Raw genomic sequence first — 26,575 nt, forward strand, 5'->3', positions numbered from 1 at the left:
CTGACTTGGTGTAATTAACCTTGTACTGTCACTGGATGGCTAACAACACCTCCGTAGAGCAATCCAGAGTCATTCCACGGAACTGTACTCGGTTGTGTATTACCTAAATTGTCAGTAGCACGAGCCTGGAGAAAATATTCCCCAGGAAGTGGGTTCCATTCAATGTCCCAGCGTACCCACGCAAATGGAAAATTTGGTTCTCTCAGTCGTGCAAATTGCCAAGTTTTGCCGCCATCCAGGCTGACTTCCACACGTACAATCTTTCCTTTCCCAGACCAAGAACGTCCACGTAGTAAGTGGCTTTTAGCAGAAAGCGTAGCTGGCCAAGCCAACTCAAAGGCGCTTTTGACATTTTGATAGGTAATCAGCTTACCTTTATATGGTGCGATCGCTGGGTAATCTGCACCAACTAGCACCATCTGCTCCGTTACCCACTGCGTATATATCGGTGTTTCAGAAACCTCAATTCGCTCAATCCATTTAACGTTGGCGTTTCCTCCCCAACCAGGGAATAGGGCACGACATGGCTGGCCATGATCTGGAGGTAATGGTTCTCCGTTCATGGCATAGACGACGAGCGAGTTATCTGCTAATGCTTTGCTAATTGGAACTACATTGCTGAACTTGGATTTATTTGTCTCCTTTGAGTCCAGCAAATCTACATCTGCACCCTCAACAAGTACATCTTTCGCTGTGGATTTCAGTCCAGCTCGCTCTAATAACATACCAAGTGGTACACCAGTCCACTCAGCCACACCAATAGCCCCAAGTCTCCACCGCGTTCCAGGGAGTGGTGTGTTGTAAGCCTCTTCAAAGAAGCGCCGACCGTTAGCAGCACACTCAATCGCACAAGTGACTGAGATCGATGGCATGGCGATGATTTCATCGTAAGTAAACTCGCAAGGTGCAGAAACACCAGTTCCATGAATTTGCAAACGCCATTTAGATGGGTCAAAGGTCGGAGGTGTACTGCGGTTGTGAACATAAAACCAATCATTTGGTACTAAGTAGCCACGCCCATACATCGCTTCCCAGTTCATCTCTAATGTGCCCTTGCTATGAGAGATATATCCTGGTGGCAATGGCTTAATTATTTTGCTGGCTTTAGTTTTAATGGCTGTCTGACTGTGAGCAGGCGAAGGTTTAGCTAATCCCCCGATGGCTGTGGCGCCAACCATAGTAGCTAGTATTTTCAGAAAGCGCTGGCGCGAAATACCCGCATTTGTACTTTTTTGCCAGATGCACTGTTCAACCCGTGCCTGTAAATAATCCTCTTGGTCAAAGAGGTTTTCATCGCTCAAGCTATTACCCCCTTTTAATTCGTAATTTAAGGCACATAGATGAGGGAGTCGGAGCAGCCAGAAAATTTCTTTCCTCTGCTCCCTGCCCCCTGCTCCTCTGCCTCTTCCCTATGCTCTGAAAAACTAGCTGTTTATCGCTGTCCAAACACCAGTTATCGGATCTTGTGTGTAGTTAGGCAAATAGTGAGACAATCCGTTTTTAGCTATTTGAGCGATCGCATCTATAAAGCGATCGCAATCTTCTAATGTATTATATACAGCAAAGCTAGCTCGGATAATACTAGGAATATTACGCGTAATTCCTCTGTCTACTTCCCGAGCAATCTCGCAGTCTTGCTCGTCTGAAATATTCTTGAGTTTGCGAATGTATTCATAAGTGCAGAAAGCCCTAGCCCGAACGCCAATGCCATATTCTTGTGCTAAAATTTCTGCTACTAAGCGTCCGTCAAATCCATCAATATCAAAGGGAATAACATGGGCTAAATTATCTCCGGGAATATGTATTTTGACATCAGGAATCAGCCCAAGCCGTATATATGTAAATTCAACTAGAGAGTGTTCATATTGAGCAATGCGATCGCGCCCTACTGCTTCGATAATTTCAATCGCCTTAGCAATGGCGATCGCACCCATTGCGTTTGGTGTTCCAGGATCGTGCGCCCGTTCTGTATAAAAACGCTTGATCTCCAGGTTTCTAGTGATATAAGGCAGGTTCCTACCCCCAATTTGATAAGGGTAGGAGCTATCAAAAAATTCCTTTGGCCCCAGCAAAACCCCAGTTCCATAAGGGGCATACATCTTGTGTCCAGAGAAAGCCACAAAATCTAAATGACATGGATCGTCATCAGCACGCATATCAACTCGTTCATGCTGAATTAACTGACACACGTCGGCAAATATCTTCGCACCATACCGATGTGCTAAAGCTGCAATTTCGTAAATCGGAGGTCTGTAACCTGTAATTGTCGAAGCACCTGTAATAGTTACTAACTTAATTTGCTCGGCTTCGGGGAGATTTTGGTGTGCCTTGAAGATATCTTCAATTTCTATAACGCTTACACTTCCATCCGGCTGCGTTCTGTACTGCACGACTTCATCTCTAGTAACCCAAGGTAGCAGGTTAGATGAATGCTCGATATCAGAAACTAAGATTTTCCCAGGTTTTTTTGCCCAAAGTGTGGCAGCTCCATTAATTGCTTCTGTTGTATTCTTCGCATAGATTACATAGTTGTCTGAAGATGACCCTACAAAGTCGCGAATGATGTTTCGACTGGCGTCATATTCTCGTGTAGTGATGATGGATTTTTGCCCAGAACCTCGATGTACGCTGCCATAGGTGTCAAGCATTTCGTCCACGTACTGCTTGAGAGTTGCAAAGGGTGTAGTTGTAGCTCCATTATCCAAGTTCACGTAGTTGACATAGTTTTCGTTAAGAGTTTTCACCTTGAAAGATAGAGACTCATCTGTAAATAACGGTCTAATTTCTTTGTCCCAAAAGCTGTCACAATTTTCTACAAACAGCGGTAATTTAGCAGTCTTTTGCTTGATATTTGCGCCCATTGCAAGTACATCAGTCATCTTTGGCACCCCTATTTTAAATTTTGATTTTTTTGAAAAAGCCTAACTGCCACAACACTTTATTTCGCGCTGCAATCGGATTAATTGTCAGTAACTATGGTCTTTATAATTACTTTTTTTCTACTAGAAAACGCGGTTACTACAATTATTCTTTAATAAAATAATTAAAAATAGCATTCGTATTAATACTTAATTTAAATATTTATATATAAACTAATATACAATATAAATAATATTTTTAAGTAGTAAAGTATACTTTAAACGATTTTCTTCTAGTCATTAAACAAACTTGACGTATTGAAGATAAGTCGATCGAAAAGCTTATAACTAATACAACCTGCAATTGCTTACTGGCAATGTATTTATCGAGAAAAAGCCCTGACTAATTTGAGATTACTCTTTAAAAAAATTTTATTATTTTACTTAGATAAATTATTACTTTGCTTTTAAAATATTATAAGTATTTACTTGTAGGAAACGGGATCTCTGAACGTTGCAGTTATAGCGGAAGCTCTTGGTTGTTTGCTGACATTAAATAGAAATAGCGATCGCTTAGGATTAGAGAATTATCATTGAAGAGTAGATACTTGTACGGACATCTATATCTAAGTACTCAATAAGGCATTGCAAAATGTATTTCAGGAGAAAATTATAATTTATCTCTTAAGACAGATGCGATTATAAAAAATAAAGTATAGCCTGAGGCAGTTTTTTCATGTAAAAAACTTCATCAGCCAGCCAATACAGTTTAATTTTTAATCTATCGGGTTTCTCCTCTTTTTCGCCTATCCTCAAAGGCGACCAGAGTTCCCCTTCTACCTCTTCTTGACGGGGCAGAGCATCATAGTGTTATAACGGCATCAGTCTAGATACAAAATGGGGAACACCAATTGATGATTAATTGCTGGTGCTTGGAGAGAGTTAAACTTAGCTTCTAGAGCAAACCCTGATTAGACACAGTTGATAAGCAATGCTAATGCCAGCACTGCTGAATATTTTTAAGCAGGTGAGTCAAGAGTGATGAATGAAGCTGACACCTCAAACAAGGGGGCTGTGATGGAATCCCTAAATTCTGCTAATTCGCCACAATCAGAGCAGGCGAGTTGTCCCTTTTACTCAGTTGTACCTAATGACAATATGACAGTTAAAAAACTGCCACTCCTCATGCCAGCTGAAGATACACAATTTTTACAAGATACCACCCAGCAGGACTGGGTTGCAGAGCCTGAAAGCGGCAAACAAGCACTTATTGACTCGGAATTTCAGAACCTGCTGGCATTGAACGAAGAATTACGTGCGGCTAACAATAAATTGTATGAACAAGTGGAGCAGCTAAAAGACAACCTAGCTGAGTCAGAAAAGGTTTTGCAGTGGCAGAAAACGCGTTCTAGCGTTAGTGAGTCGATGCTCAACCAACACACTCAGGAACTAGCTGCGGCTCAAGAACAGATAAAGTCTTTATTCCAACAATTAGAAACTGCTGTACAAACTGTTCAACGCCAGGAAATTTTCACTGATACTTATAAAGCACAGCTACAAATTAGCCAACAACGCCTTGCCCAGTTAGAGCGAGAATGTACGTTGCTACACACTAATAACAACGAACAATCTCAGCAGCTATTGCTGTCAGAAAATGTTTGTCGAGAGTTACGTACTAGACTGATGCGACAACAACGCCAGACGCTGCAATTCAAAGCAGCTTTGGAAAAATGTCTAGATACATCGGTTCCTAGCCATGACTCTTTAGAAGATGCTGCAAAACATCCTAAAGACATAACAAGTAGCCAAGGAAGATTTTCTAGAAAAGCTCGGTCTTTGTTTCCTGACGCCCAGCCAATTCAACCTTGGTCAGCAGAAGAATCCTTAAGTAACGATCTAGATAATTCTTGGGGTGAACCCTCAGCACCAATCCCATTCCAAAGAAATGAAGCCTCTGCGACGCCGCCATCATCTCCTTGGAACTGGACAGTTAAGAAAGACACGCCAACACCAACACAACCCGCGCCATCTCCAGAAGTTGATAATTCTCCAGATACAACTGAAGCGGTTTCACCTTCGGGTTCATCAAATTTAGATCGGCAATTAGATAGTCTAATCCAAATGTTTTTCACCTCCCAGCCTGCATCTACATCACCACCACCTGCTGCGAAAACGGATGTTAGTGATGCCCCTATTTGGGAGAGTTTAGCAACAATCTTAGAAGACGATGAGGAACTAGAAAATCCACAGGAGAAACATTTGGAAGCAGAAATTAATCCTCCGGCAACTACCTCTACTTCTTGGACGACGGATTCTGTGCTTTCACCAGCCACTAACTTACTGGTTTCCTCCACTCCATCTCACACCGAAACGCCTATTGGAGAAACTGAAGACTACTGGTCAGAAGTTTCACAAATGACACAGGTGGAATTGTCAGCAAGTAATTTGTCCTCAGAGTCATTAGGTGATAACACCAATGATGACAATTCACCTTCACCAGTAGTTTATCCCCAGCGTCCACCCAAGGGGCGTAAATCATTGGCATCTGTAGAACTGCCGAATTTTCGCCCCAAGAGTCAATAGTTAGTTGTCATTTGTCTAAAACTAATGACTAATGACTAATGACTAATTCAGAATCCTTGCTTCTGACTTCGGAATTATGGCTTCTGGGTTGGTTTTTGCTACCTGGCTGGACGATCGCGGTTTGCCTGTGGCGATCGCATAATTAATCGCCAACAGCCACAGCCACAAGCCTGGATTCCGGGGTTCTAGCCAAAAACCTACTCGGTTTAAGAAGCGCGAGAACCACGGACTTAGTAAAGCACTAATCAGGGCATGACGACCGAAGTTGAAATAACTACCAAGCCATCGCACTAAATCTCTAGGGCCAGCAAGTTCCCAAATCCATAAAAGCAAGGCAGGATTTTTCCTAGCTGCTTTCAGTGCTAGGCGGTTAAAGGTTAACCAATCACACCGATCTTTGATGAAGTTATCTGCCACCTCTGGCGGTTCGTCTGCTAACAGCCCAAAGAAGGTATTGAGCATAGAGTTAATCCGTTGCGGCGGTAAAAATTTCCCTGTGGGCACCATCATGCCTTTGGAAAATAGCCAAGTCACGGAAACGTTGCTTTGGTAGGCGCGAATTTGGTTCAAGTGTCGAAAACTCAACAAGTCATGTTTGAGGGCAGTATCCAACAGCGTTGTTAAGCGCTCTAAGTTGCGAACTAAGGAACCAAAACCGGTGAAAACGAGGGGAGATTGGAGTGATGCAGCATCACCGATCGCCATCAATCGATCGAAGGCAACTGTGCGATCGCGACTTCCCACACTAAAATGCCCTGGTATATACCCAAATGTCGGCTTCTTCCACACCAGTTTGTCCATATCGCACCTGCGATACTCTGGCAAAATTGTGAAAAAGTCCTCGTACATCTCCAGCAAGGAACCAGGATTTTCAGCATTGACTTCGTGGTAATGAAATAAATAAATCGTCAGTTCATCATCAGCTGCGGGAAACAATTCCCAAATCAACTGCCTTCCCCGCGAAATATCCCCATGACTGTAAAGAACGTCCCCATATTGGGAATCCCATACTCCCGGCTCAAATCCGCTTTCAATAGCCGCTCCTACTGTCGGACAGACACTATCAAAGGCACGACCACCGTTTAATTGCCAAGCGATGGGGGACGCAGTTCCCATTGCATCTATTAGCAGTCGTCCACTTACTTGCTTCTCAATCTGACTGGGCAAGTGCTTGACTTGCAAAACTACTTGTGATACATCAATATCTGCACGGATAAATTCTGTTTCATCCCAAATTTCACCGCCTGCCGCTTGCAGTTTTTGCCCACACATTTGGAGCCATTTTTCGGAATCCAAGCCTAAATTTAGGACTGTGGGTGTGTGGAGGACGGGTGATCGCAGTTTGGCTGGATTATTCGCATCAAAAAACTTATTGAATCCATCTTTATATTCCCTGGCAATGATGGTTTCTAACTCAGCGGGGGTGACTAAACCCAAGTTAACCAAGCTTTGAATCTCGTCACGCGAAATATTCCATTCTCGGTTCATCCGCCCAAAGGGCATTCGTTCCACCAGCAAGACTTTATATCCCAGTTTTGCCATTAGTGCTGCATGGATTACACCTAATGCGCCGCCGATGTAAATCAGGTCGTAAGTAGGGGATGAGGAAGATATTACTGTTACTCCCCCATCTCCCCCTGCTCCCCCTGCTCTTGTTCCTGAGTGGGAAAACACCACTTGACGCGGCTGCTGCGGATTCTGCACCCCTTCGCGCCACCGTTTTTCCCACCAATAGGCACGAGTTAGGTCATATTCACCGTTGGGCATTTTTTGAAAATACTTGACGGTAAGGGGGTAAGTAGAGCCTAGTGCGGCAAATATTGATTGCTGGGATAAATCAATTGCTGGCGGTTCTGGATAATGATGCGGAAAACGGCTTCTAATTTCCTTGGTCAAGCGTTGCAGAATTTGTCTTTCACTGGGAAAGGGTTGTTCTGACCAGCGAAACACTTTCAGATAAGTAGTTCGTTGCACCGACCAGACAAATACCGAAAGTTCTGTAGGCAAGTTTTCGGAAGGAGCCACTTTAGCAGGTGTAGTAGCACTGGGTATTATAAGGCGAAAGCCTTCCGAGGTAAGCACTTTTTCTCCATTTCCAGGTTCAAAATCTGTTTGTAACCAACTACGCACAGTTTCTATATCTGGAGTTGGAACTTCTAAATAAAGTATTTCTTTCATCTTTTCCTAATATCTCCCATAAATCTACTCACTAAGACAGATTTTCTGAAGGCACAAAGTAAGGTAGACTCCGCCCTATTAGTTTCGTAAAGATTCAGTGAAGAAATTTTAAGAGTTTATCAAAGTTATTGTTCATTTTGTATTTCTGTAAACCCACGCCATGAATTATCCTATTCCAGACAGTCCCCAAGAAATTATTGCCCTGCGACAACAGCCGATTGATGAAGAACTAGTTGCCAGTGCGATCGCTGGAGTAATTAAAATTGTCCGCGCTCAAGGTCAATCTTTGGAAGAATTGACCGCTCAGTTGTTAGCAGACGATCCACTGTTGGATCGGCAACAACGTCGCTGGTTAAGTCAATTAGTTGCCCAATCCTGGGAAAAGTTCTCCTAAAACTTTGCATTAAGACGAAGTTTTGGTCGCAGGATTAGATTTCTAGGTCTATACCTAAATGTTGGCGATGCCTGCGGCGGGCTGCGCCTACGCATTTTCGGTATAGAAGTAATAATAATGGTCAGTATGGAATTGGCAATTGGGTTGTTATTTTTGCGTTCATGGCACAGAAGCCACGAAATTAACTATATCAGCGTTTTACGTTGCTTATGAATTTTACAACGTTCTGAAACGGAAAGACCTCTGGCGCAAAGCAGAGGTCTTTTTTTGGGAGTAATTTTCATGCTGTTTGAGTAACACCTCGGTAGATAAATTCAGTTGAGCGATCGCTAACTAAGTGAGTAAAAATAAATACAACTATGCGACAAATCCATTTGAAAGCCTTGACAATGAATAATCGTAGTCAGGGCTCTAGCCATTTAAAATCTTATGCAGAGCGATAAATAGCTGACTACGAACAAAAGTTTTATCTTAGATTTAATTATGTCTACCTACTTATCCACTGACGATCGCTTTCAACCCATCAACCTTTTTGAGTACGAAAAGCTAGCAAAAAAACATCTGTCTCAAACGACACTTGATTACTACAGCAGTGGTGCTTGGGACGAAATCACATTGCGAGATAATCGGGCTGCCTTTGAGCGAGTCAAGCTGCGACCTCGGATATTAGTCGATGTGAGCGATCGCAATCTAAGTACCTCTATTTTAGGACAACCCCTGCGACTACCTTTGTTAATTGCACCGATGGCTTTTCAATGTCTAGCCCATCCAGACGGAGAAGTTGCCACAGCCCTAGCTGCTGCATCAGCTGGTGTGGGTATGGTGTTAAGTACAATGGCGACAAAGAGCATTGAAGAAGTGGCGACTGCATGTAATCAGTTTCCAGATTCTCTACGATGGTTCCAGCTTTACATCCATAAAGACCGGGGATTAACTCGTGCTTTGGTAGAAAAAGCCTATAAAGCAGGCTACAAAGCACTTTGTCTTACTGTAGATGCACCCGTTCTCGGACAGCGCGAGAGAGATAGACGTAATGAGTTTGCCTTACCCCAAGACTTGCATCTGGCTAATCTTGCGAGTATTTCAGGGCTAGATATTTCCCATGAAAAAGGCGAATCTGGGTTATTTACCTACTTTGCCCAACAGCTAAACCCAGCAGTCACTTGGGACGATTTGGAATGGTTGCAGTCTTTATCTGGGCTACCTTTAGTCATCAAAGGAGTTTTACGCCCAGATGATGCCGTGCGGGCTGTAGAATATGGAGCCAAAGCAATTGTTGTTTCTAATCATGGTGGCAGACAACTCGATGGTGCGATCGCTTCTTTAGATGCCCTCACTGAAATAGTAGCCGCAGTAGATGGTAAGGTAGAAGTGGTGTTGGATGGAGGCATTCGTAGGGGCACAGACATTCTTAAAGCTCTGGCATTAGGAGCAAAAGCAGTACTAATCGGACGACCCATACTGTGGGGACTAGCGGTAGCAGGACAAATCGGCGTATCTCATATCATCTCACTGCTGCAAGAAGAGTTAAATGTAGGAATGGCCCTTAGCGGCTGTGCCAAAATACAGGATATTGACCCTAGTTTATTGAACCTGCCACGCCTTTAAGCTGGAAATTCTTAAAACTGTTATTCCAGCAAAACTTTGAGAAATAATTTTCAGACTTGTTACAAAATCTCTTAATTTAGAGTATACTAGTTAAGGTTAGATATAAGGGCGGGTGGCGGAATTGGTAGACGCACCACACTCAAAATGTGGCGGCCTTACGGTCATAGGAGTTCGATTCTCCTCCTGCCCACTAGCAAACAAGTTGCGAAAGAGGTTAAAAATTTATGCGCCTGAAAAGATGGGAATCTCCCCGTAAAGAAGGCAGAAATGATAAAGGTAGAGGCGGTTCTGCTAGGAAGCGTCAACTGAAAAAACAAAGGCAAATGTTACGCCAAAGACTTAAAGAAAGTAACAACCCAGACAATAATAAAAACCAGAGAGCAGGGAAAGATAAATTTATCTTTCCCTTATTTTTTGGGCTTTTATTTCAGAAAAAAATAAAATCTAGAGATTTTTCATCAATAGAGAGACTAAATTAACGTGAGTTCGACGGGTTGATTTAGGTACAAAAAAAGGCTGAGACTTGAATTAAAGGAAAAATACGCATGGTGTCTCAACGATGGAATCTATTGTATCTCGGCTGGATGTAACGCAAATTTTTTGTGATGTCAATGATTTCTGCTCCTCATGGGAGAGGATGTGGCAACAAGTACCGCATACCATCAATGACTGGAGAGCGTCGCAGCAAATCAAGGATGCATCTATCGGAAGTTATGACGATAGCGATGGCTTCGCCAACGCTAAGGGCGAACGCCTTTGATGGTTCGGGCTATCGTACATTTAAGGAGTTTTATAGGCTGCATGTACTGCAAAGTTGGCGTGGCGCATTCCCAAATTTGGTCAGTTACACTAGATTCGTTGAATTGATGCCGTGGTGCCTGATGCTGCTGTGTTGTTTTTTGAACACAAGAATAGGTGAAATAACAGGGATTAGTTTTATCGATTCCACCCCAATAGAAGTTTGTCATCGATGTCGTGCACACGCGCATAAGGTATTTAAAGGATTAGTCAAATGGGGTAAAAATTCGGTGGGTTGGCAATGCAGGTTTTAAACTTCATTTGATTATTAATGACCGGGGAGAATTGCTGGCATTTAAACTAACCAGTGCAAATGTCGATGACCGTAAGCCAGTACCAGATATGACGAAGGACTTAATTGGTAACGCCAGTTGCTTCAAGTCGGGCTTTGCCCGCCCAACGCACTGGCTCAACTATTCGGTGACAGAGGATATATCTCACAAAAGCTATTTGAGGAGTTATATGAACGGGGGTTACAATTAGTTACTCGTTCTAAGAAAAATATGAAAAATCGCTTGGTAAAATTAATTGATAAAATTCTTTTACGCAAGCGTGCAGTCATTGAGTCGGTGAGGCAGTGCGGTCTTGGGGGTTTCCCCCATGAGCAACTGCCGAACCCGAAGGGTTAATGACCTACTGAAAAACATGTGTCAAATTGAACATTTTAGGCATCGAAGTGTTTTCAATTTTTTGGTCAACTTGATGGCTGGTTTAGCTGCTTACACTTATTTGCCTAAAAACCCTCACTTGATATTTATCCTAAAGACTTACCGGCCCTTCCTCCTGCCGTTTTTTAGTTCATCGAACTCACGTTAAATTAAATCTGTAATAAATTTGTAAATCATATCAACAGTTATTAGCTGTTATTTAAAATATACTAATTTTCATTCAACCTCTTAAGCGCATATTTACGTATAAAATTGGCAGACTTAATAGTTAGCATTTTACTTTCCTACTTAAGGAGTTAAGTACTATATACTACTTTGAATACAACATTTATCTAGGAATTTATCGCAATTATAATGCTTGGATGAACTAACCAAAAATTAATTATGAAGGAAGTATGAATTTTGTCAAGCAGTGTCTAAAATCCTTAACATAAAACAGTAAGCTAAGACACAGCAGCAAATAATTCTAGTATTACCGATTAAGCCAAAAGTATACTAAAAAGGCAATTGCACCTCCATGTGTTAACTTCCAACAATGACACAAGTCGACAAAAAGTCAGGAGTCATCCAATCCGAAATATTAAATAATTTGGATTGGTCTAGGTAATCTATGAATTGTTTTCTTGGATACAGGAGTTATTGATGGTGGCGAGAGTGCTTCTACCTACTAAAAAAGTGCTTGATTTTCCTATTACTGCTTTACGGTTTGACGAGCAGATACAAACAATACTGAAGTGGGCGAGTAGGCGTGAGAGTAAAACTGTATATGTAGCCAATGTACACATGCTCATTGAAGCCCATTGGAATCCAGAGTTTGCCACCGTATTGCGAAATGCAGATATAGTTACTCCTGATGGTATGCCTCTGGTATGGATGATGCGAAAAATGGGAGCGTACCAAGACCGTGTGGCAGGGATGGATATTTTTCTCGCATTGTGTCAGCTAACTCAAACCCAAAATCTGAGTATTTTCTTTGTAGGTTCCCAAACAGAAATTCTGTCTAGGATGCAAAAAAGGTTAGAGAAGGAATTTCCGCAGATAAAGATTGCGGCGATGGAACCTCTACCCTTTCGTCCTCTGACTGAAACTGAAGATGATGCCTTGGTTCAAAAGATTAACTCTAGTGGTGCTAGCGCTGTTTTAGTTTCTCTGGGATGTCCCAAACAAGAAAATTGGATAGCTCAACATAAGGGCAAAATACAAGCTGTAATGATTGGACTGGGTGGAGTTTTCCCAGTTTATGCCGGAATTCATAAGCGCGCACCCCGCATAGTTCGAGACTTAGGACTTGAATGGCTATATCGATGGATTCAAGAACCGCGCCGACTTTGTGGTCGTTATGCGAAGACTATTCCACTCTTTATATGGCTAGCTACTAAACAACTATTATCATCAAGTCGGATTGCAGCGGTCTTCCTTCACGAGACTGGGGACTAAAGAAAAAGAAATAGGTGAGACATAACTCTAAGGCGTTCACCCATCAAGTAAAGCAGATTTTAGATGCTAAGGAAAGAATTTTATGCTTTAAGCATCAAGATTCAAGGGGTCAACCTCAAAATGATCAAAGATTCTAAGTGTAAGGATTCCGACTCATCAATGTCCTGCTGTAAAAACCCATTATCTGAAATCAACTATTAAAGTACTTGACATTAACCCAAGACTAAGTGTTATATTAAGCATAATGAAATTGTTGGGGCGTCGCCAAGTGGTAAGGCAGCGGGTTTTGGTCTCGCCATCCCTGGGTTCGAATCCTAGCGCCCCAGTTAATCTAGAACATAGGCTTTTTAGCCTGTGTTCTAAATTTTTAATTGCATTTTTAAGATGTATCTCAATGCATGTAATTCTGCAAATGTTACTTGTCAGGGGATTTGAGAGCTTGATCTAGAGTCTGCCTAGCTAGTTCTGCTTTAGACCGCGCTTCTTGGTAACGCACATTAGCTTGAGCAAAATTTTTGAGAACTTTAAAACCTTCCTTGAGTCGAGTAATTTCCTCTTCAGTCACCGACTCATCGGTGAACAGAATATCAACAGCTTTGCGAATTTCCAACGCTTCAGATCGTGACTCCTGAACTTTCAGCTTGAGCGTTGCCAGGTTACTCAGAATCTGGACAGCTTGTGTAATTGTATCCTCACCACTAGCAGTATCAATAGTTGACTCTTTTACCTCAATTAATTGTTGAGGGCCAAATCCTTCTTCCAGTTCCGTGGATAGCTTACCTGCATCCATCAGTTCCATTAGCTGATCCATTGCTTTATCACGGGCTTTAGCTGAATCTTTTCCAGAAACAGTAAGGATAATTTCTGGGCTTTGAGCGAGAGTGTATTGAACCATATTTGAGCAGAAAATTTGCTGATTTAATCAAGCTGAAGCATGTAATTATATCATTTTGCGTGTCAGATCATTTGTTGATTGTATAGTCAATTAAAGAGTTTCAGACCGAACGTCAACACGTAGTTCGGGAAAGTTTAGTGGTTCCGAATTTGCTCAGTTACTCTGTGGGAAGGAAGCTAGAGTGGGAGTTTAAATTAGAATTTCAAACTCTCTTCTCTACCAGAAGCTGCGCAAACAATTTTGAATTTTGAATTGTTACCTCTATCCCTGCTAAGTCGCTCAAAATAAAACTTTATACTTAAGAAAAGGGAATAAGTTTTAACAGGAGGGGAGAGCAATGGCTCCCAGTCCCACCATCATGCAAGCTGTGGAACAACTGGGCTACCGTGTCACTGTTGGTGATGTGGCAACTCAGGCAGGATTGAACGTCGCTGAAGCTAATCAAAGCTTGTTAGCCCTGGCATCTGATGCTGGCGGACATTTACAGGTAGCGGATTCTGGTGATATAGTTTTTCTTTTTCCACAAAATTTTCGAGCAATTTTGCGTAATAAATACTTCCGGTTACGATTGCAGGAATGGTGGAAAAAGGTCTGGAGTGTTCTGTTTTACCTGATTCGCATTTCTTTTGGAATTTTCTTAACTGTTTCCATCGCCCTGATAACTGTTACCATCTTCATTATCATTACCTCTATCAATTCAGACCGTGACGGCGACAATCGAGGCAGTAATTCTGGCGGTGGGGGCTTCTTCTATTTTCCAAATTTATTTTGGTATCTTAGCCCAAATTATGACACCCACTACCAGGAACCGCGACGTGGAAGCCAGGAAGAAAGCAATCTGAATTTCTTTGAAGCTGTTTTTTCGTTTTTGTTTGGCGATGGTAATCCGAACGCCAACTTAGAAGAACGTCGCTGGCAAGAAATTGCTACGGTGATTCGGAGTAACAGTGGTGCAGTGGTGGCAGAACAAATTGCCCCATATTTGGATGACATCGGTGAGGGATACACAAGAGAGTACGAAGATTATATGCTGCCCGTTCTAACGCGATTTAATGGGCAACCAGGGGTAAGTCCAGAAGGGCAAATTGTTTATTACTTTCCGGAGTTGCAGGTGAGTGCAGTTAAAAAACGCCGTCATGCAATATCAGATCGCTTAGAGGAATTTCCCTGGCGTTTTAGCGCCGCAAGTTCCGGGCAAATTATGCTGAGTGCTGGGTTAGGGATACTAAATTTTGTTGGTGCTTTAGTACTGGGAAGTTTACTGAGAGATGGAACTGTTGCCGTCCAGTTAGGTGGACTGGTAGCTTTTGTACAAGGAATTTATTGGCTGCTATTGGCTTACGGAGCAGGTTTTTTAGGCATACCGTTATTGCGTTATTTCTGGATTCAGTGGCGTAATCGCAAAATAGGCGATCGCAACCGCGATCGCCTTTCCAGAGCAAGGCTATTGGCAAGTCCTGATGCACTTTTGCAACAAAAAATCAACTATGCCCAACAATTTGCAACAGAAAAAGTCATTGGCAACGAAGATTTAGTGTATTCTAGCGAAACTGACTTACTCGACCAAGAAGTTGAACGTTCTGCAAAAATTGATGCTGAATGGCAACGGCGCTTAGAACGTGGGAGTGGGGAATAGGGGAGTAGGGGGAGATGAGGGGGAATTATTTGAATAAATCTTTCCCTTATCTCCCCCCTCTTCCTTGTGTCCCTCATCTCTTCTCCATGCCCAATGCCCAATCCCCAATTTCTGATTACTTCGCCTGAATCGGTGTTAGGGCTACACCTTGATAATAATGTCCCAAAATTTGCAGATGGTTCACTCCTTGCCGAGCCAGATTGTACGCCCCCCACTGACTCATGCCTAAAGCATGACCGTAGCCAAGCCCTTGCAGTACAAAACTACCATCAGCCCCCTTAGTAACGCTAAATTTGGTACTTTTTAACTTCAGGGCTGTTCGCACTTTCTCGCCTTCTAGCACCTTCGTGCCCTTGTTGCCGACAATTTTTAAAACTTTAACACTGCCAAAAGGTGAGTATGTCTCTGGAATCATCGCCGTCACACTGCCCACCTCAGGAAATTTAGCGCTAATTTCACTGGGCGAGAAGGTTTTCACCCAATTACACTCGCGGATATTTTGATCGTAGTCTTGAACAGCACGTAGATAAGGTTCGCTGCTTCCCCAAACATCTTCTACGTTTTCAGTGTGTCCCCCAGAACAAGCGTGGAAGACTGAGAGAATAATCCGGTTTTTGTAAGTTAGTACCTGCCCTAGAGTAGAATCCACTGCGGCATAAGTAGCAGGAGATTCACTGATGACACCTTTGTAAATTTGCCAGCGATCGGGGGTATTGCCTAAATCGTAAACGGGATTATTCCGTTGTTTTTCTCGTTCGTAGAGGGCATAAGTACGGGCTGCGATCGCTTGAGCTTTTAAAGCTTCTTGGGGCCAGCTAGCATCCATTTCGCCACCGAGAACGCTGTAGAGATATTCTTGGTCATCAACCCAGTTAACAGCGGTTAAGCCTTTTTCTGTGGGGACAACCAGAGTTCTGCCTCGATACCAGCGATCGCCAATATAAACAAATCCTTTGCCAGTTGGCTCAATCCAAAATAAACCAGACTGCCACTTGTCTAAAGCAACACCGCCAGTAACGGCTTGGGCATAATATGCACTCATTGCTGGCAACTGTCCAAGAGTCCGGCCAGTACTATCCTTAACGATCCCAGTGGTGGAACTACCCACTTTTACCTGATTAACGCCCCTCTCAATTGCCACACGTAAAATTACAGACGCTTGGGCTGGGGCAACCAAAGCTATCCACAAAAAGATACTTACCCACCAATAACGTACTTTAATCTGAGAAAATAAAAAGCCTAAGTAAAGTTGGAATTTCATACCGATCATCTAATCACACTAGTATCTAATTGACGCTCTGGATTATGGCGTCTACTACTTTAAGATGAGACAGTTCTCCAACGCAGGAGGTTGCCACCTCCTACTAATTATGCATTTTGCTTTAACTATAAGGTAGAAATCAGATATTAGGGAAAGTGAATCGTCCAAATCTGACTGCTGTGGAAGAGAAACTTTTATTCTCCGATTTACGATGCCAATACCTTTTGAGAATTGCTCACTTCATTAGCGATAATTCCAATTAAATTCAACTTACTCAAAATTTCTGTTGCTTGAGTCAGTTCAGTTCGAGTCACTTTCCCCATGCGCTCTACCATTACAATACCACTGCAAAAAGATGCCACAATCCTGGCATCAACCGTGCCTAAAATAGATGGAGCATCTATTAGTACTAGGTCATAACTTTGCTCAAACACCTCTATTAGTTCTTTCATCCGTTGAGAACTGAGCAACTTCACTGTGTCTTCTGGTTCTGGCCCAGCAGTCAAAATATCAATGGAGGGGTGAATCGGCTGGATGTAATCTTGAAAATGAGTAGTTGTCTCATCAACTAATAACAGAGATAGCCCCCAGTCATTGGATAGTTCCAGGATTTTGTGCAGGCTAGGATTATGTAGGTTAGCATCAATTACTAATACCCGTCGATGCATCCGGGTAGCACTAGCTACAAGACCTAATACTAAGGTTGTCTTCCCTTCCCCTGGTAGTGCTGAAGTAAACATCAGCGACTTGAACGGTAAGGGATATTTTAATATTTGAATATTTTGGTAGATCATGTCCAAAGTTTCATGGACGGGCAATTTATTACTAGCTTCTATTACAGAATAATCTGAGCTTCCTCGGCCATTCCAAGGCAGTCCCAGCCGCCACTTTTTGATACCACGTGACGGTAGTTTTGGTACCGATCCCAGTACACGTAGGTTCGTCAGTTTCTTTAAATCTCCGGCAGAATAAATAGCGTCATTAAACTTTTCCAAAGTCAGGGCTACTAAGATACCTAAAATCGGCCCAATTACCGCTCCTCCAAGCAAGAGTAATAATCTGTTATTACCCATATAAGTACCGGGAGAAGGTTCTGACAAAACTTGCCAGTTATATCCTTCCTGAGCAATTTTCAGTCCCAATGACTGTTGCGCCTGGAGTAGTTGTTCAAGGTTTTTGCGACTAGTTTCTACCTTTGGTAGCAGACGATTATACTCTGCTATTAAACTTGGGTATTTGTTTAGCTCAGAGCGTAGTTGCTGTTCTGACTCGACTAGATTTTTTTCATTGGCAGTTAGTCCTAAAACACTTGTTTGTACCAAAACAAACTCATCTACAAGCGTTGGATCAACCCCTAGTATTTGTCCTTTGAATAAGGGTTTTTCCTTATTGCTATTAGTAATAGTTTTTACCTCTTCTCGTAATAGGGACAGTTGACTTTGACGTTGCTGTTTTAATTTTTGTACCGATGGGTAATCATCTGTATAGCGGAGCCGCTCCTTAGCTAACGCTAGTTCAGTCTTTTGAATTTCACTTAATAATGCTTGATAGCGACTTGACTGATTTAAACGAGAAGAAATTAGTGTATTCTGCTGAGACGAAGACGCTATTAGTTGCTCTAGATTATCGTAGCGAGCGTTTACATCTTGAAGGTTGGCACGAGTGGTTTGTAGCTGTTGTTGAATATCGGCTAGAGATTCTAGCAGAATTTTACTTTGGACTTCGGGATCGAGTAATTTATGTTTTTTGCGAAACTGTTCTAAGTTTTTCTCAGCTTTACTCACCTCTTTTTTTATCTCAGGTAGGCGAGTGTTTACAAAAGCTAATCCCTGATTAAGACGTTCTTTTTGCTGCTGTTTGTTGTAGTTTTGATAGACTTTCTGTAGAGCTTGAAGTACTCTTTGTGCTTTTACTGGGTCTTGATCATTAAAAGAAACTTTAAATGCCTGATTAAAAACTTTATTTGCTCCTATGCCTCCCGCTTCTGGTGTTACCTCTAAAGGTGCTTTTTTGTTATGTTCTTTTTGACCATTGATATCTTGTAAAGTAATATCAGGATAATCAGAATGGAGTAAATCTACAGCTTTCTGAAGCAACTTAGAACTCAGCATGAGTTTCATCTGAGTAGTGGAATCAACAACTTGAGAATTTGAATTAGTAACTTGAGTATTTGACTGTGCCCCTTCAGATAAATTGGAATTCACCAATATCTGCATATTACTCTGGTAAGTAGGTTTGGCATTGATAGCCAAGAGGCTAGCAGCTGACATAACTACACAGGAAACCCCAAAGATCAGAAAGCGTCGGCGAAGCAAAATAGTAGATAGTTGTCTGATGTCAACTGTGCCTTTTGCTGAAGTAGTAACCTGTTGCTCTTGATTCAGACTAATCTTAGCCACTATTAAGCTCCTTTAATATCGAAACACTATGTTTATTTGGAAGATTTATGAGAAATATGAAATGATTTTTTACACCTAATAGCTGCGATCGCATACTTAATTATTCTTCCAACAATGACAAGCTAATTTGGCACAATATTATGCCAACTGGTGCTTTCATGTTCATCAATTCATGCATATAAATTCTTAATCAGTGTTGGAAGGATAAATTTTTAATAAATATTTTATTTAAGGAAGAAAAATCTTGACGAAAAATTAATTATTTTTCCTAAGTATTTGAGTATAAAATTATCCAATTTCCAATCTTAGTATATTTTAATGTTATTTTGATAACTTATAAGATAAAACACACTGAGAAAAATATTTAACCCATAATATTTGTATATTATTGATACATCTAGTTAATTGTAAATTGTTGGTTAAATAGTTGACTTACTCGGAAAACTGAACTCTGTTTATTTGCTTGACATTCTAATTGAGACTATTCAAATCTAAGATAGAGCCTGGTTAATTTTAGATTTTAGATTAGAAGCGTTCAATAAGAAATCTAAAATCCAAAATCCAAAATTTAAACGCCTACCTTGGTTAACTCTACTTCCCGCCGTCTGGGTACTTCATGAATCATAAAATCGTAAGCCATATCAGTACGGGGAAAAATAGCACGAGCTTCTTTGAGGAGATCCTTCAACTCCAAAGTATTTCCGGGAGCATAGCGGGGACTGAAATGACTCATAATCAGTTGATGCGCCCCAGCAGCTAAAGCTGTTTGCGCTGCCATTGTGGTTGTGGAATGCAATCGCTGGAAAGCCATATCTGCATCTTGATGGGCAAAGGTTGCTTCGTGAATTAATACATCGACATCATCAGCTAATTCCACTGCACCATCACAATAAATTGTGTCTGTACAATAGGCAATCTTTCGACCAATTTCTGTAGGGCCGCACAATTGGGTGCCATCAATCACCCGTCCGTCCGTAAGGGTAACTGTTTCACCGCGCTTGAGTTGACCGTAAACCCGACCAGGAGGAATTTGCAACGCTTTGGCTTTTTCCACATCAAAACGTCCGGCTCGGTCTTTTTCGGTTACGCGGTAGCCGAAAGCTGTAATCCGATGATGCAAATTACCGCAGCTAACAGTGAAGTCATCGTCTTCATAAATTATTCCTGGACGGATGGCGTGAACTTTGATTGGGTAAGAAAAGTGCGTGTAGGAATAACGTGAGGCGGATTGAATGTAATCATTTAATCCAGGTGGGCCATAGATATCAATTCGTTTCACATTACCAGCCAAGCCGCAAGTAGCAAGAAGTCCCATCAAGCCAAAGATGTGGTCGCCGTGCATGTGGGTGATAAAAATTCGGGAGAGTTGACTAATTTTCAGTTCACTCCGCATAATTTGATGCTGAGTACCTTCGCCACAGTCGAATAACCACAGTTCTGCCCTTTGGGGTAATCTCAGAGCGACACTGGAAACATTGCGCGATCGCGTGGGTACACCGGAACTCGTCCCTAAGAATGTTATCTGCACAGTGTTCTTTAGTCTTCCTATTGCTCAATTTGCAGCTCTATTTTCTATAGTGGCACGGTTAATGAGTAAAATATTTAGGATTTTGGAGATTGGGCATGGGGCATTGGGCATTGGGCATAGTTAGCGATCGCCTTAATGAAGTTTCTGAGTTTATCGAAACCGTTCGCTCAGTGTGACTTATACAAGACTTTCTGTCTAAGTCATATTTTATGCAAAATTTCTCGCTCACCACTACTTCTTGCGCTGCTAATTAAAAATTGAGATAAGTTAAACAGTCTTTGGATTAATGTTTAATTCTCAGTAACTTTTCTCGGCGCGATCGCCCCTTATAATAACTAAGTGTTGGTACGTTGGCGTAGCCCACTAAAGGTATCATTAATTCGCTATGAGCTTCATATAAGTGATCGCTTCTTATACTCAACTAAGCTGTGTGTGCGTTGGCGCTAGCCCACTGAAGGTATCGCTTTTTCCATCATCCTCAATACCCACACCCAAAAATAAGGAAATTTGATTCCCTGGCGGGATGGAAAGCGAGGGATTTAAAAGATTGTAATGTAATATATGTTTCGCATTAAGGTAGAAGATTGTTGTGTGCCAAATCTTTATTAATTGTGTACAAAAGTGAAACTCTATAAACTCTGACAAAAAATAAAAAACTGATTATCGATTTTGATGTATCCTGCTTCATATTGCTAAAGCTTCGCTGCTGTACAGCAATTTTTACTTTTTTAGAAAGCTGTGATATTAAGTATGAGCAATCTTCCGTACTGGGTTAAGGGTCTAGGAATTGCAATAAGTGGTGCAATAGTTTTCTCTGGAAACTCTACTATTGCCAAAGTTAACCAGGATGCTACTCTATCTAATAATTTTGGCGTTGCAACACAGAAGAGTATCAGAATTATTAAAGGTGGAACTCAATCTAAAAGAAATCTACCGCAGTGCACTTGCTGGTCAAATGATGTACACGACTTTGTTAACTGCCCGTGCCATTAAATAATTTGGGAGTATCCCACTTTCGTTCACACAAGTGATGACCTCATCGCCTCTTCTACTAAAACTCATCTGTAGGTGTGATCGCTTCTTCACCATCACCTTCATACAAGCGATCGCACCTTCTACTAAACTCAGGTATCAGTGTGATCGCTTCTTCGCAATCACCTTTATATAAGCGATCGCCTTTTCTACTAAACTAAGCTCTAGGTGCGATCTCTTTTCGTTATGACCTTCACACAAGCGATCGCCCCTTCTACTAAACTAAGCTGTGGGTGCGATCGCTTCTTCGCTATGACCTTCACACAAGCGATCGCCTCTTCTACTCAAATCAGGTGTAGTGCTTTGGCGTAGCTTACCATAGACATCGCTGCTTTGCAATGAACTTTATATAAGCGATCGCCTTAATAAAGCTTCTGGATTTATCCAAACCGTAAGCAGAGTGTGAGACTTGAGGAGGTATCAATTACTCAATTCTCTTGAGCGATCAATGGTCATTAGCCAAATTCATCAATCTTTTAAAGAAATTCGACAGAAATATATGAAGTTTTGTTACACAGTGCGTAATTATTACTAGTTAAGTTGAAGTCATAATTATCAGAGTTCACAAGAGCGTTAGAAACTTAATGCTTTTGTACCACTCTAGACTTTGTATTATTGATTCCTTTGTTGCCAAACTGTACTAATCGAAGTCACGTTAATTTAGTACATCACAAAACAAGTTCACACATTTACCAGTCTGCAAGGAGAGCAAAATTCATGGAATCTCAAACAGTACAGTCAACAGTTATAGATGCTCAAATATTACAGCAGGTACAAGACGAGATTCAGCAGGAAATGCATGAAATTATGAAGAACTCTAACTTAAATAATGTGCTAGAAAAATATGGTATATCAGGAGAAAATATCCTTGAAGTTCATTGCACTCTCAACCTAGATAAAATCCAAAATAGTCATGTTGTTGACAACCATAAAGTTCAGAATTTTGTAGCGGCAATACCATGTAATAAAATTGTACTTAAAGGTTGTATTATCACTAATCAAGGTATGATTTGTGGTTAATTATTAGCTTTAATAGTATTGTCAACTTAATTGCCATACTTTAAAAACATTGAGAATAAATGTAATAGATTTATCCTGTAAATTGCATTTTAATGTTAGGTATTTTATTACACCATTGATTTCAATCAATAAGTTTGTCAGTTGTCAAGTTGACAATTTTATAAGCTCAAGATTGACCACAAGAAAATAGTTTTAGGCTAAAAACAATAATTTGTATAATGAATTTAGGTACTGAAAGATCCACCATTATTAGCTTAATGTTTATCCTCATTCTTGGATTGTTGGCAATAAAATTACACTAAATTACTTTTTTTGGGTGCAAATTCTGTGATACACCAAAGACCAACCGCTTGGTATTGTAAGTTAGGACTAGCAAGTGGATTAACACTTGCTGGAACACTTTTATTATGTGGAAGTTGTGCCTTAGCCCAAATTCAAAAGGATGATACTCTAGGGTCTGAAAGTTCAGTTGTTACACCCCAGCTAGATATTGATGGACATCCTATTGACCAAATCGATGGTGGAGCAATTCGCGGTACTAACTTGTTCCACAGCTTTGAAAATTTTTCTGTACCTACTAACAGCACAGCCTACTTTAACAACGGGACAAATATTCAAAACATCATCAGCCGAGTGACAGGCAAGTCTATTTCTAATATTGATGGCATCCTGAAAGCTAACGGCATAGCTAACTTGTTTATAATTAATCCCAACGGGATTATTTTTGGCCCTAATGCTTCTTTAAACATCGGTGGTTCATTCGTGGCGAGTACAGCAAGTAGTCTCAACTTTGCTGATGGTACTAAGTTTAGTTCTACAAATAGCCAAATCACACCCCTATTAACAGTAAGTGTTCCGATCGGCTTACAATTCGGAGCCGCTGCGGCTTCTATCCGCAATCAATCTCAAGCAAAGAGTCCAGATAACGCGACTAATAGTCTTGATGGAAATGTTGGTATACAGGTGAAGCCAGGCAAAACATTGGCACTTGTAGGCGGCGACATAACACTGGATGGGGGAAATTTAACAGCACAGTCTGGACAAATTGAGTTAGGTAGTGTCGCTAGCAATAGTCTGGTGAGTCTAAATCAAACAAACCAAGGCTGGAGTTTTGGGTATGAAGGTGTCCAGAATTTTCAGAACATTCAACTTATCCGACGAACTGTTGACGGTAAAGAGTTTCCATCTCAGGTAGCTACTAGTGGCAAGAATGGTGGAAATATCAAGGTGCAGGGTAGGACAGTTGAACTAATTGGCAATTTTGTAAGCTTAACAACTCAGACTACAGGTGCGGGAAAAGGCGGAGACTTAACGATTAACACCACGAAATTAGTTGTTCAGGATGGTGCACAAGTATTCACTTCTACTATAGGTGAGGGTGATGGGGGAAATTTGATCGTGAACGCCCCCGAATCCGTAAAGGTAATTGGTAGCTCTACCATACCAATGAGTAATTTTGATCGACCTAGTGTATTGTTTAGTTCAACTGGTGCTGCTGGCAGAGCGGGTGACTTAATAATCAACACCGGGAAGTTGCTTATTCAAAATGGGGGACGTGTATCAACAGATTCTAGTGGAACGTTGAAAGACTCACAATTTATAATAGCCACAGGATCAGGAGGAAATTTGACGGTCAACGCCTCCCAATCTGTAGAGCTAATGGGAACTACAACAAATGGTTTTTCCAGTGGCTTGTTTGCTTCTACTAATGGTTCCGGAGATGCCGGAAAATTGACAATTACCACAGGACAATTGATTGTCCGGGACAAAGCTGAAGTAACTGTGAGTAGTGAAATTTTAACATTTGGAACTTACATAGGGAATACAAGCAACTTAGGTTCAGCAGGTGAACTAAATATAAATGCTCGCTCTATACTTTTGGACAACGAAGGAAAACTCACATCTAATAGTGAATCAGGTAAAGGTGGTAATATTTCGCTACAGGTGCGGGACTTATTACTAATGCGCCGCAATAGCCAAATATCCACTAATGCAAGGAGTGATGGAGATGGCGGTAATATTACCATCAATGCACCAAATGGCTTCCTTGTTGCCACTCCCTTTGGAAATAGCGATATCACTGCCAACGCCAACTTCGGCTCTGGTGGTAAAATCACAATCACTGCTAAGAATATCTTTGGTTTTGTACCCCGCACAGGTGCAGAGGTAGAGAGGCTTGATCCAGAAGAAAAAGACCCGAATAATCTCCAAACAAATGACATCACGGCGTTTTCTCAGCAAAACCCTTCATTAAACGGCACTGTACAAATCAACTCACCAGATGCTGACCCCAGTAAAGGATTAGTAGAACTACCCGTAAATCTGGTTGATGCTTCGCGGCAAATTGTTGCTAGTTGTAGTACTGGTGGAAAAATAGCACGAAATTCATTTATTACCACTGGACGTGGAGGACTAGTAGCCGATCCCACGGAGCCATTGATAGCTGATGATGCAGTGCTTGCAGATTGGATCACACTCTCTCCACAGAGTCAGAATCGTGCTGGCGGTATTCAGAAAAGAGCCGTTGTTCAGGGGCAGCGAAACACAGAAGAAAAATCACAGAAAGTTAATTCTGTCAATGAACCGACTCAAATTGTAGAAGCCCAAGGATGGGTAATGGATGCCAATGGGAACGTGGTTCTAGTTGCTCAAGTACCTGCAGCGACGCTCTATAACTCCTCGCTTACCTCTAAATCTTGCCCTGCTAATTAGGCGTGAGTTCAACAAACCTCTCCCTACCTTGAACTAAAGTTCAAGCTTGTCCCTCTTTGATCTAAAGAGGGACAGGTTTTGCGTAGTCAAATCAGGGAGAGGTCTTTGTCTTAAGATTGTTTTAGGATAAACGCAATCAGCAATTGTGTAGGCGTAGCCAGCCGTAGGCATCGCCGAAATAACAATTGCGTTCGCCGAAATAGCAATTGCGTTCGCCGAAATAGCAAATGCGTACGCCGAAATAACAATTGCGTACGCCGAAATAACAATTGCATACGCCGAAATAACAATTGCATACGCCGAAATAACAATTGCGTACGCCGAAATAACAATTGCGTACGTCAAAATAGCAAATGCGTTCGCCAAAATAGCAAATGCGTTCGCCAAAATAGCAAATGCGTACGCCAAAATAGCAAATGCGTTCGCCAAAATAGCAAATGCGTACGCCGATATAGCAAATGCGTACGCCAATATAGCAAATGCTGTTGCTGAAATAACAAACGCGATGAGCAAACGTTATCCGTATCATTAGCGCACGTCTAGCAACCAAGAAAGAACGAAGAGATTATGAAGAATTCAGAAGCCTGTGAATTCCGCAACAATGCAGATGATGACTTGCTTCCAGAGTATAACTTTGACTATCGCAAAGCCTTGCCCAACCGTTTCGCCAGTCAGCAAGAAAAAGCTCCTTTGACAGTTACCCTCGATGCTGATGTTGCTGAGATATTTAAAACCTCAGAAGCTGTTAACAACGCTCTCCGTGCTTTACTCTCAGCAATTCCAAAGACTGAAAGATAAACTGTGTAAGTGTAGCCAGCCGTAGGCATCGCCTATTCTCTAATTCATCTCTTGGATAGAATAAGAATACCTTTAGCAAAAATTATGGTAAACATTAATGTATGTATCATTAACTCCAGAGCTTGAGCAGTTTATCCAAAGTCAGGTTGAAAGCGGTAAATACTCTTCGTCTGAAGAAGTGATTCTGGCAGCTATCAAGCAATTGGAAGTAAGAGAAAATATCTACAAGGGACGATTTGAGGAGTTACAACGCTTGATTATGATTGGTGTTGAAGCTTCCGAACGAGGAGAGGTTATTGATGGTGAAACAGTTTTCCACCAGCTACAACAGAAGTTACAAGAGCGTCGGGAACAGGCTAGTTAATGAGGAATATTTGCTCTTTTACTGTTCCGGCTAGTCGAGATATTGAAAATATTATCGATTTTATTGCTGATACCAGTGGTTTGGATGCAGCGGATAGATTTCTCAATAAAATCAACGGTAAGTGTAATAATTTAGCAATGTTTCTCAGCATGGGGCGTAAGAGGTCTGAGCTTTTGCCTTGATTGCGGAGCTTTCCAGTTGATGATTATTTAATATTTTATCGCCCAATTGAAACCGGAATTGAAGTTCTGCGAGTGGTTAGTGGCTATCGTGATTTGGATGCGCTTTTTGATCAGCCAGACGATGAGTGAATGTCATGATAACCCACAAATCCAAACTTTATCCGCAGTGACTCACATCTTGCACCTAACCGAACAAACCCATAAAAGGTAAATAAAAAGTACAA

19 protein-coding genes, 2 tRNA genes and 1 pseudogene are annotated in these 26,575 nt (G+C 41.5%); 14 read left to right on the forward strand and 8 right to left on the reverse strand.

All coding sequences use genetic code 11. The features are described 5' to 3' along the window. Positions 1–14: 14 nt before the first annotated feature. Together HWQ58_RS07915 and HWQ58_RS07920 are read right to left on the reverse strand one after the other, a co-directional pair. Positions 15–1,301 carry a sulfite oxidase gene (locus tag HWQ58_RS07915; protein ID WP_292860015.1) on the reverse strand — a complete coding sequence of 429 codons (1,287 nt, stop codon included), beginning with the start codon at positions 1,299–1,301 and terminating at the stop codon, positions 15–17. Positions 1,302–1,424: 123 nt separating this feature from the next. Next, a complete protein-coding gene (locus HWQ58_RS07920; protein WP_292860018.1) occupies positions 1,425–2,879 on the reverse strand; it encodes an aminotransferase class V-fold PLP-dependent enzyme in 1,455 nt (484 codons plus the stop codon). A 1,020-nt stretch (positions 2,880–3,899) separates the two neighbouring features. On the opposite strand from HWQ58_RS07920, the gene HWQ58_RS07925 reads away from it, so the two are divergent. Beyond that, entirely contained in the window at positions 3,900–5,441 is a 1,542-nt protein-coding gene (locus HWQ58_RS07925) for a hypothetical protein (RefSeq protein ID WP_292860021.1), read from the forward strand. Between the two features lie 42 nt (positions 5,442–5,483). On the opposite strand, the gene HWQ58_RS07930 is transcribed toward HWQ58_RS07925, so the two are convergent. Then, on the reverse strand, positions 5,484–7,619 hold the full coding sequence (locus HWQ58_RS07930; protein ID WP_292860024.1) for a flavin-dependent dehydrogenase: 2,136 nt from the start codon (positions 7,617–7,619) through the stop codon (positions 5,484–5,486). 160 nt (positions 7,620–7,779) lie between these two features. Here HWQ58_RS07930 and HWQ58_RS07935 point away from each other — a divergent pair, with 160 nt between their 5' ends. The 7 genes and pseudogenes from HWQ58_RS07935 to HWQ58_RS07965 all read left to right on the forward strand — a co-directional run bounded on the left by HWQ58_RS07935 (position 7,780) and on the right by HWQ58_RS07965 (position 12,850). After that, on the forward strand, positions 7,780–8,013 hold the full coding sequence (locus HWQ58_RS07935; RefSeq protein WP_292751326.1) for a hypothetical protein: 234 nt from the start codon (positions 7,780–7,782) through the stop codon (positions 8,011–8,013). A gap of 483 nt (positions 8,014–8,496) precedes the next feature. Continuing rightward, entirely contained in the window at positions 8,497–9,621 is a 1,125-nt protein-coding gene (locus HWQ58_RS07940) for an alpha-hydroxy acid oxidase (RefSeq protein ID WP_292860026.1), read from the forward strand. A 106-nt stretch (positions 9,622–9,727) separates the two neighbouring features. Continuing rightward, positions 9,728–9,811: transfer RNA gene (locus tag HWQ58_RS07945), tRNA-Leu, on the forward strand. 34 nt (positions 9,812–9,845) lie between these two features. Next, positions 9,846–10,100 (forward strand): hypothetical protein, encoded by a 255-nt coding sequence (locus HWQ58_RS07950; protein ID WP_292860029.1) that lies wholly within the window; start codon positions 9,846–9,848, stop codon positions 10,098–10,100. 101 nt (positions 10,101–10,201) lie between these two features. Next, positions 10,202–10,982 (forward strand): annotated as a pseudogene (locus HWQ58_RS07955) (IS982 family transposase); the annotation flags it as partial. 747 nt (positions 10,983–11,729) lie between these two features. Then, positions 11,730–12,524: a WecB/TagA/CpsF family glycosyltransferase gene (locus tag HWQ58_RS07960; protein ID WP_292860032.1), complete on the forward strand. Its 795-nt coding sequence runs from the start codon at positions 11,730–11,732 to the stop codon at positions 12,522–12,524. 254 nt (positions 12,525–12,778) lie between these two features. Next, positions 12,779–12,850 (forward strand) — tRNA-Gln (locus HWQ58_RS07965). 89 nt (positions 12,851–12,939) lie between these two features. On the opposite strand, the gene HWQ58_RS07970 is transcribed toward HWQ58_RS07965, so the two are convergent. Then, complete coding sequence (locus HWQ58_RS07970) at positions 12,940–13,419, reverse strand: hypothetical protein (RefSeq protein ID WP_104907408.1); 480 nt, start codon at positions 13,417–13,419, stop codon at positions 12,940–12,942. 337 nt (positions 13,420–13,756) lie between these two features. On the opposite strand from HWQ58_RS07970, the gene HWQ58_RS07975 reads away from it, so the two are divergent. Next, positions 13,757–15,055, forward strand: a complete 1,299-nt coding sequence (locus HWQ58_RS07975; RefSeq protein ID WP_292860037.1) for a hypothetical protein — start codon at positions 13,757–13,759, stop codon at positions 15,053–15,055. Between the two features lie 115 nt (positions 15,056–15,170). Here the strand turns inward: HWQ58_RS07975 and HWQ58_RS07980 are convergent, their stop codons facing one another. The 3 genes from HWQ58_RS07980 to HWQ58_RS07990 form a co-directional block, all read right to left on the reverse strand. Beyond that, positions 15,171–16,316 carry a SpoIID/LytB domain-containing protein gene (locus HWQ58_RS07980; protein WP_292860040.1) on the reverse strand — a complete coding sequence of 382 codons (1,146 nt, stop codon included), beginning with the start codon at positions 16,314–16,316 and terminating at the stop codon, positions 15,171–15,173. A 206-nt stretch (positions 16,317–16,522) separates the two neighbouring features. Next, positions 16,523–18,715 carry a polysaccharide biosynthesis tyrosine autokinase gene (locus HWQ58_RS07985; protein WP_292860043.1) on the reverse strand — a complete coding sequence of 731 codons (2,193 nt, stop codon included), beginning with the start codon at positions 18,713–18,715 and terminating at the stop codon, positions 16,523–16,525. A gap of 568 nt (positions 18,716–19,283) precedes the next feature. Beyond that, on the reverse strand, positions 19,284–20,243 hold the full coding sequence (locus tag HWQ58_RS07990; RefSeq protein ID WP_292860046.1) for a ribonuclease Z: 960 nt from the start codon (positions 20,241–20,243) through the stop codon (positions 19,284–19,286). A 1,749-nt stretch (positions 20,244–21,992) separates the two neighbouring features. Between HWQ58_RS07990 and HWQ58_RS07995 the strand changes: the two genes are divergently transcribed. Both HWQ58_RS07995 and HWQ58_RS08000 read left to right on the forward strand, forming a co-directional pair. After that, positions 21,993–22,295: a hypothetical protein gene (locus tag HWQ58_RS07995; protein WP_292860049.1), complete on the forward strand. Its 303-nt coding sequence runs from the start codon at positions 21,993–21,995 to the stop codon at positions 22,293–22,295. Between the two features lie 327 nt (positions 22,296–22,622). Further along, positions 22,623–25,007 carry a filamentous hemagglutinin N-terminal domain-containing protein gene (locus HWQ58_RS08000; RefSeq protein WP_366837556.1) on the forward strand — a complete coding sequence of 795 codons (2,385 nt, stop codon included), beginning with the start codon at positions 22,623–22,625 and terminating at the stop codon, positions 25,005–25,007. A 33-nt stretch (positions 25,008–25,040) separates the two neighbouring features. On the opposite strand, the gene HWQ58_RS08005 is transcribed toward HWQ58_RS08000, so the two are convergent. Continuing rightward, positions 25,041–25,520: a hypothetical protein gene (locus tag HWQ58_RS08005; RefSeq protein ID WP_292860052.1), complete on the reverse strand. Its 480-nt coding sequence runs from the start codon at positions 25,518–25,520 to the stop codon at positions 25,041–25,043. A gap of 54 nt (positions 25,521–25,574) precedes the next feature. On the opposite strand from HWQ58_RS08005, the gene HWQ58_RS08010 reads away from it, so the two are divergent. The 3 genes from HWQ58_RS08010 (at position 25,575) to HWQ58_RS08020 (ending at position 26,351) form a co-directional block, all read left to right on the forward strand. Beyond that, on the forward strand, positions 25,575–25,805 hold the full coding sequence (locus HWQ58_RS08010; protein ID WP_292860055.1) for a hypothetical protein: 231 nt from the start codon (positions 25,575–25,577) through the stop codon (positions 25,803–25,805). A 97-nt stretch (positions 25,806–25,902) separates the two neighbouring features. Beyond that, the gene (locus tag HWQ58_RS08015) at positions 25,903–26,169 is read left to right on the forward strand and encodes a type II toxin-antitoxin system ParD family antitoxin (protein ID WP_292860058.1); all 267 of its coding nucleotides are present in this window, start codon (positions 25,903–25,905) and stop codon (positions 26,167–26,169) included. Next, the gene (locus tag HWQ58_RS08020) at positions 26,169–26,351 is read left to right on the forward strand and encodes a type II toxin-antitoxin system RelE/ParE family toxin (RefSeq protein WP_292860061.1); all 183 of its coding nucleotides are present in this window, start codon (positions 26,169–26,171) and stop codon (positions 26,349–26,351) included. The genes HWQ58_RS08015 and HWQ58_RS08020 overlap by 1 nt, the downstream gene beginning before the upstream one ends. The last annotated feature ends 224 nt before the right edge of the window (positions 26,352–26,575 follow it).

This window comes from Nostoc sp. LPT (genome assembly GCF_017115165.1).
In the GTDB taxonomy this organism is placed as follows: Bacteria; Cyanobacteriota; Cyanobacteriia; order Cyanobacteriales; family Nostocaceae; genus Nostoc.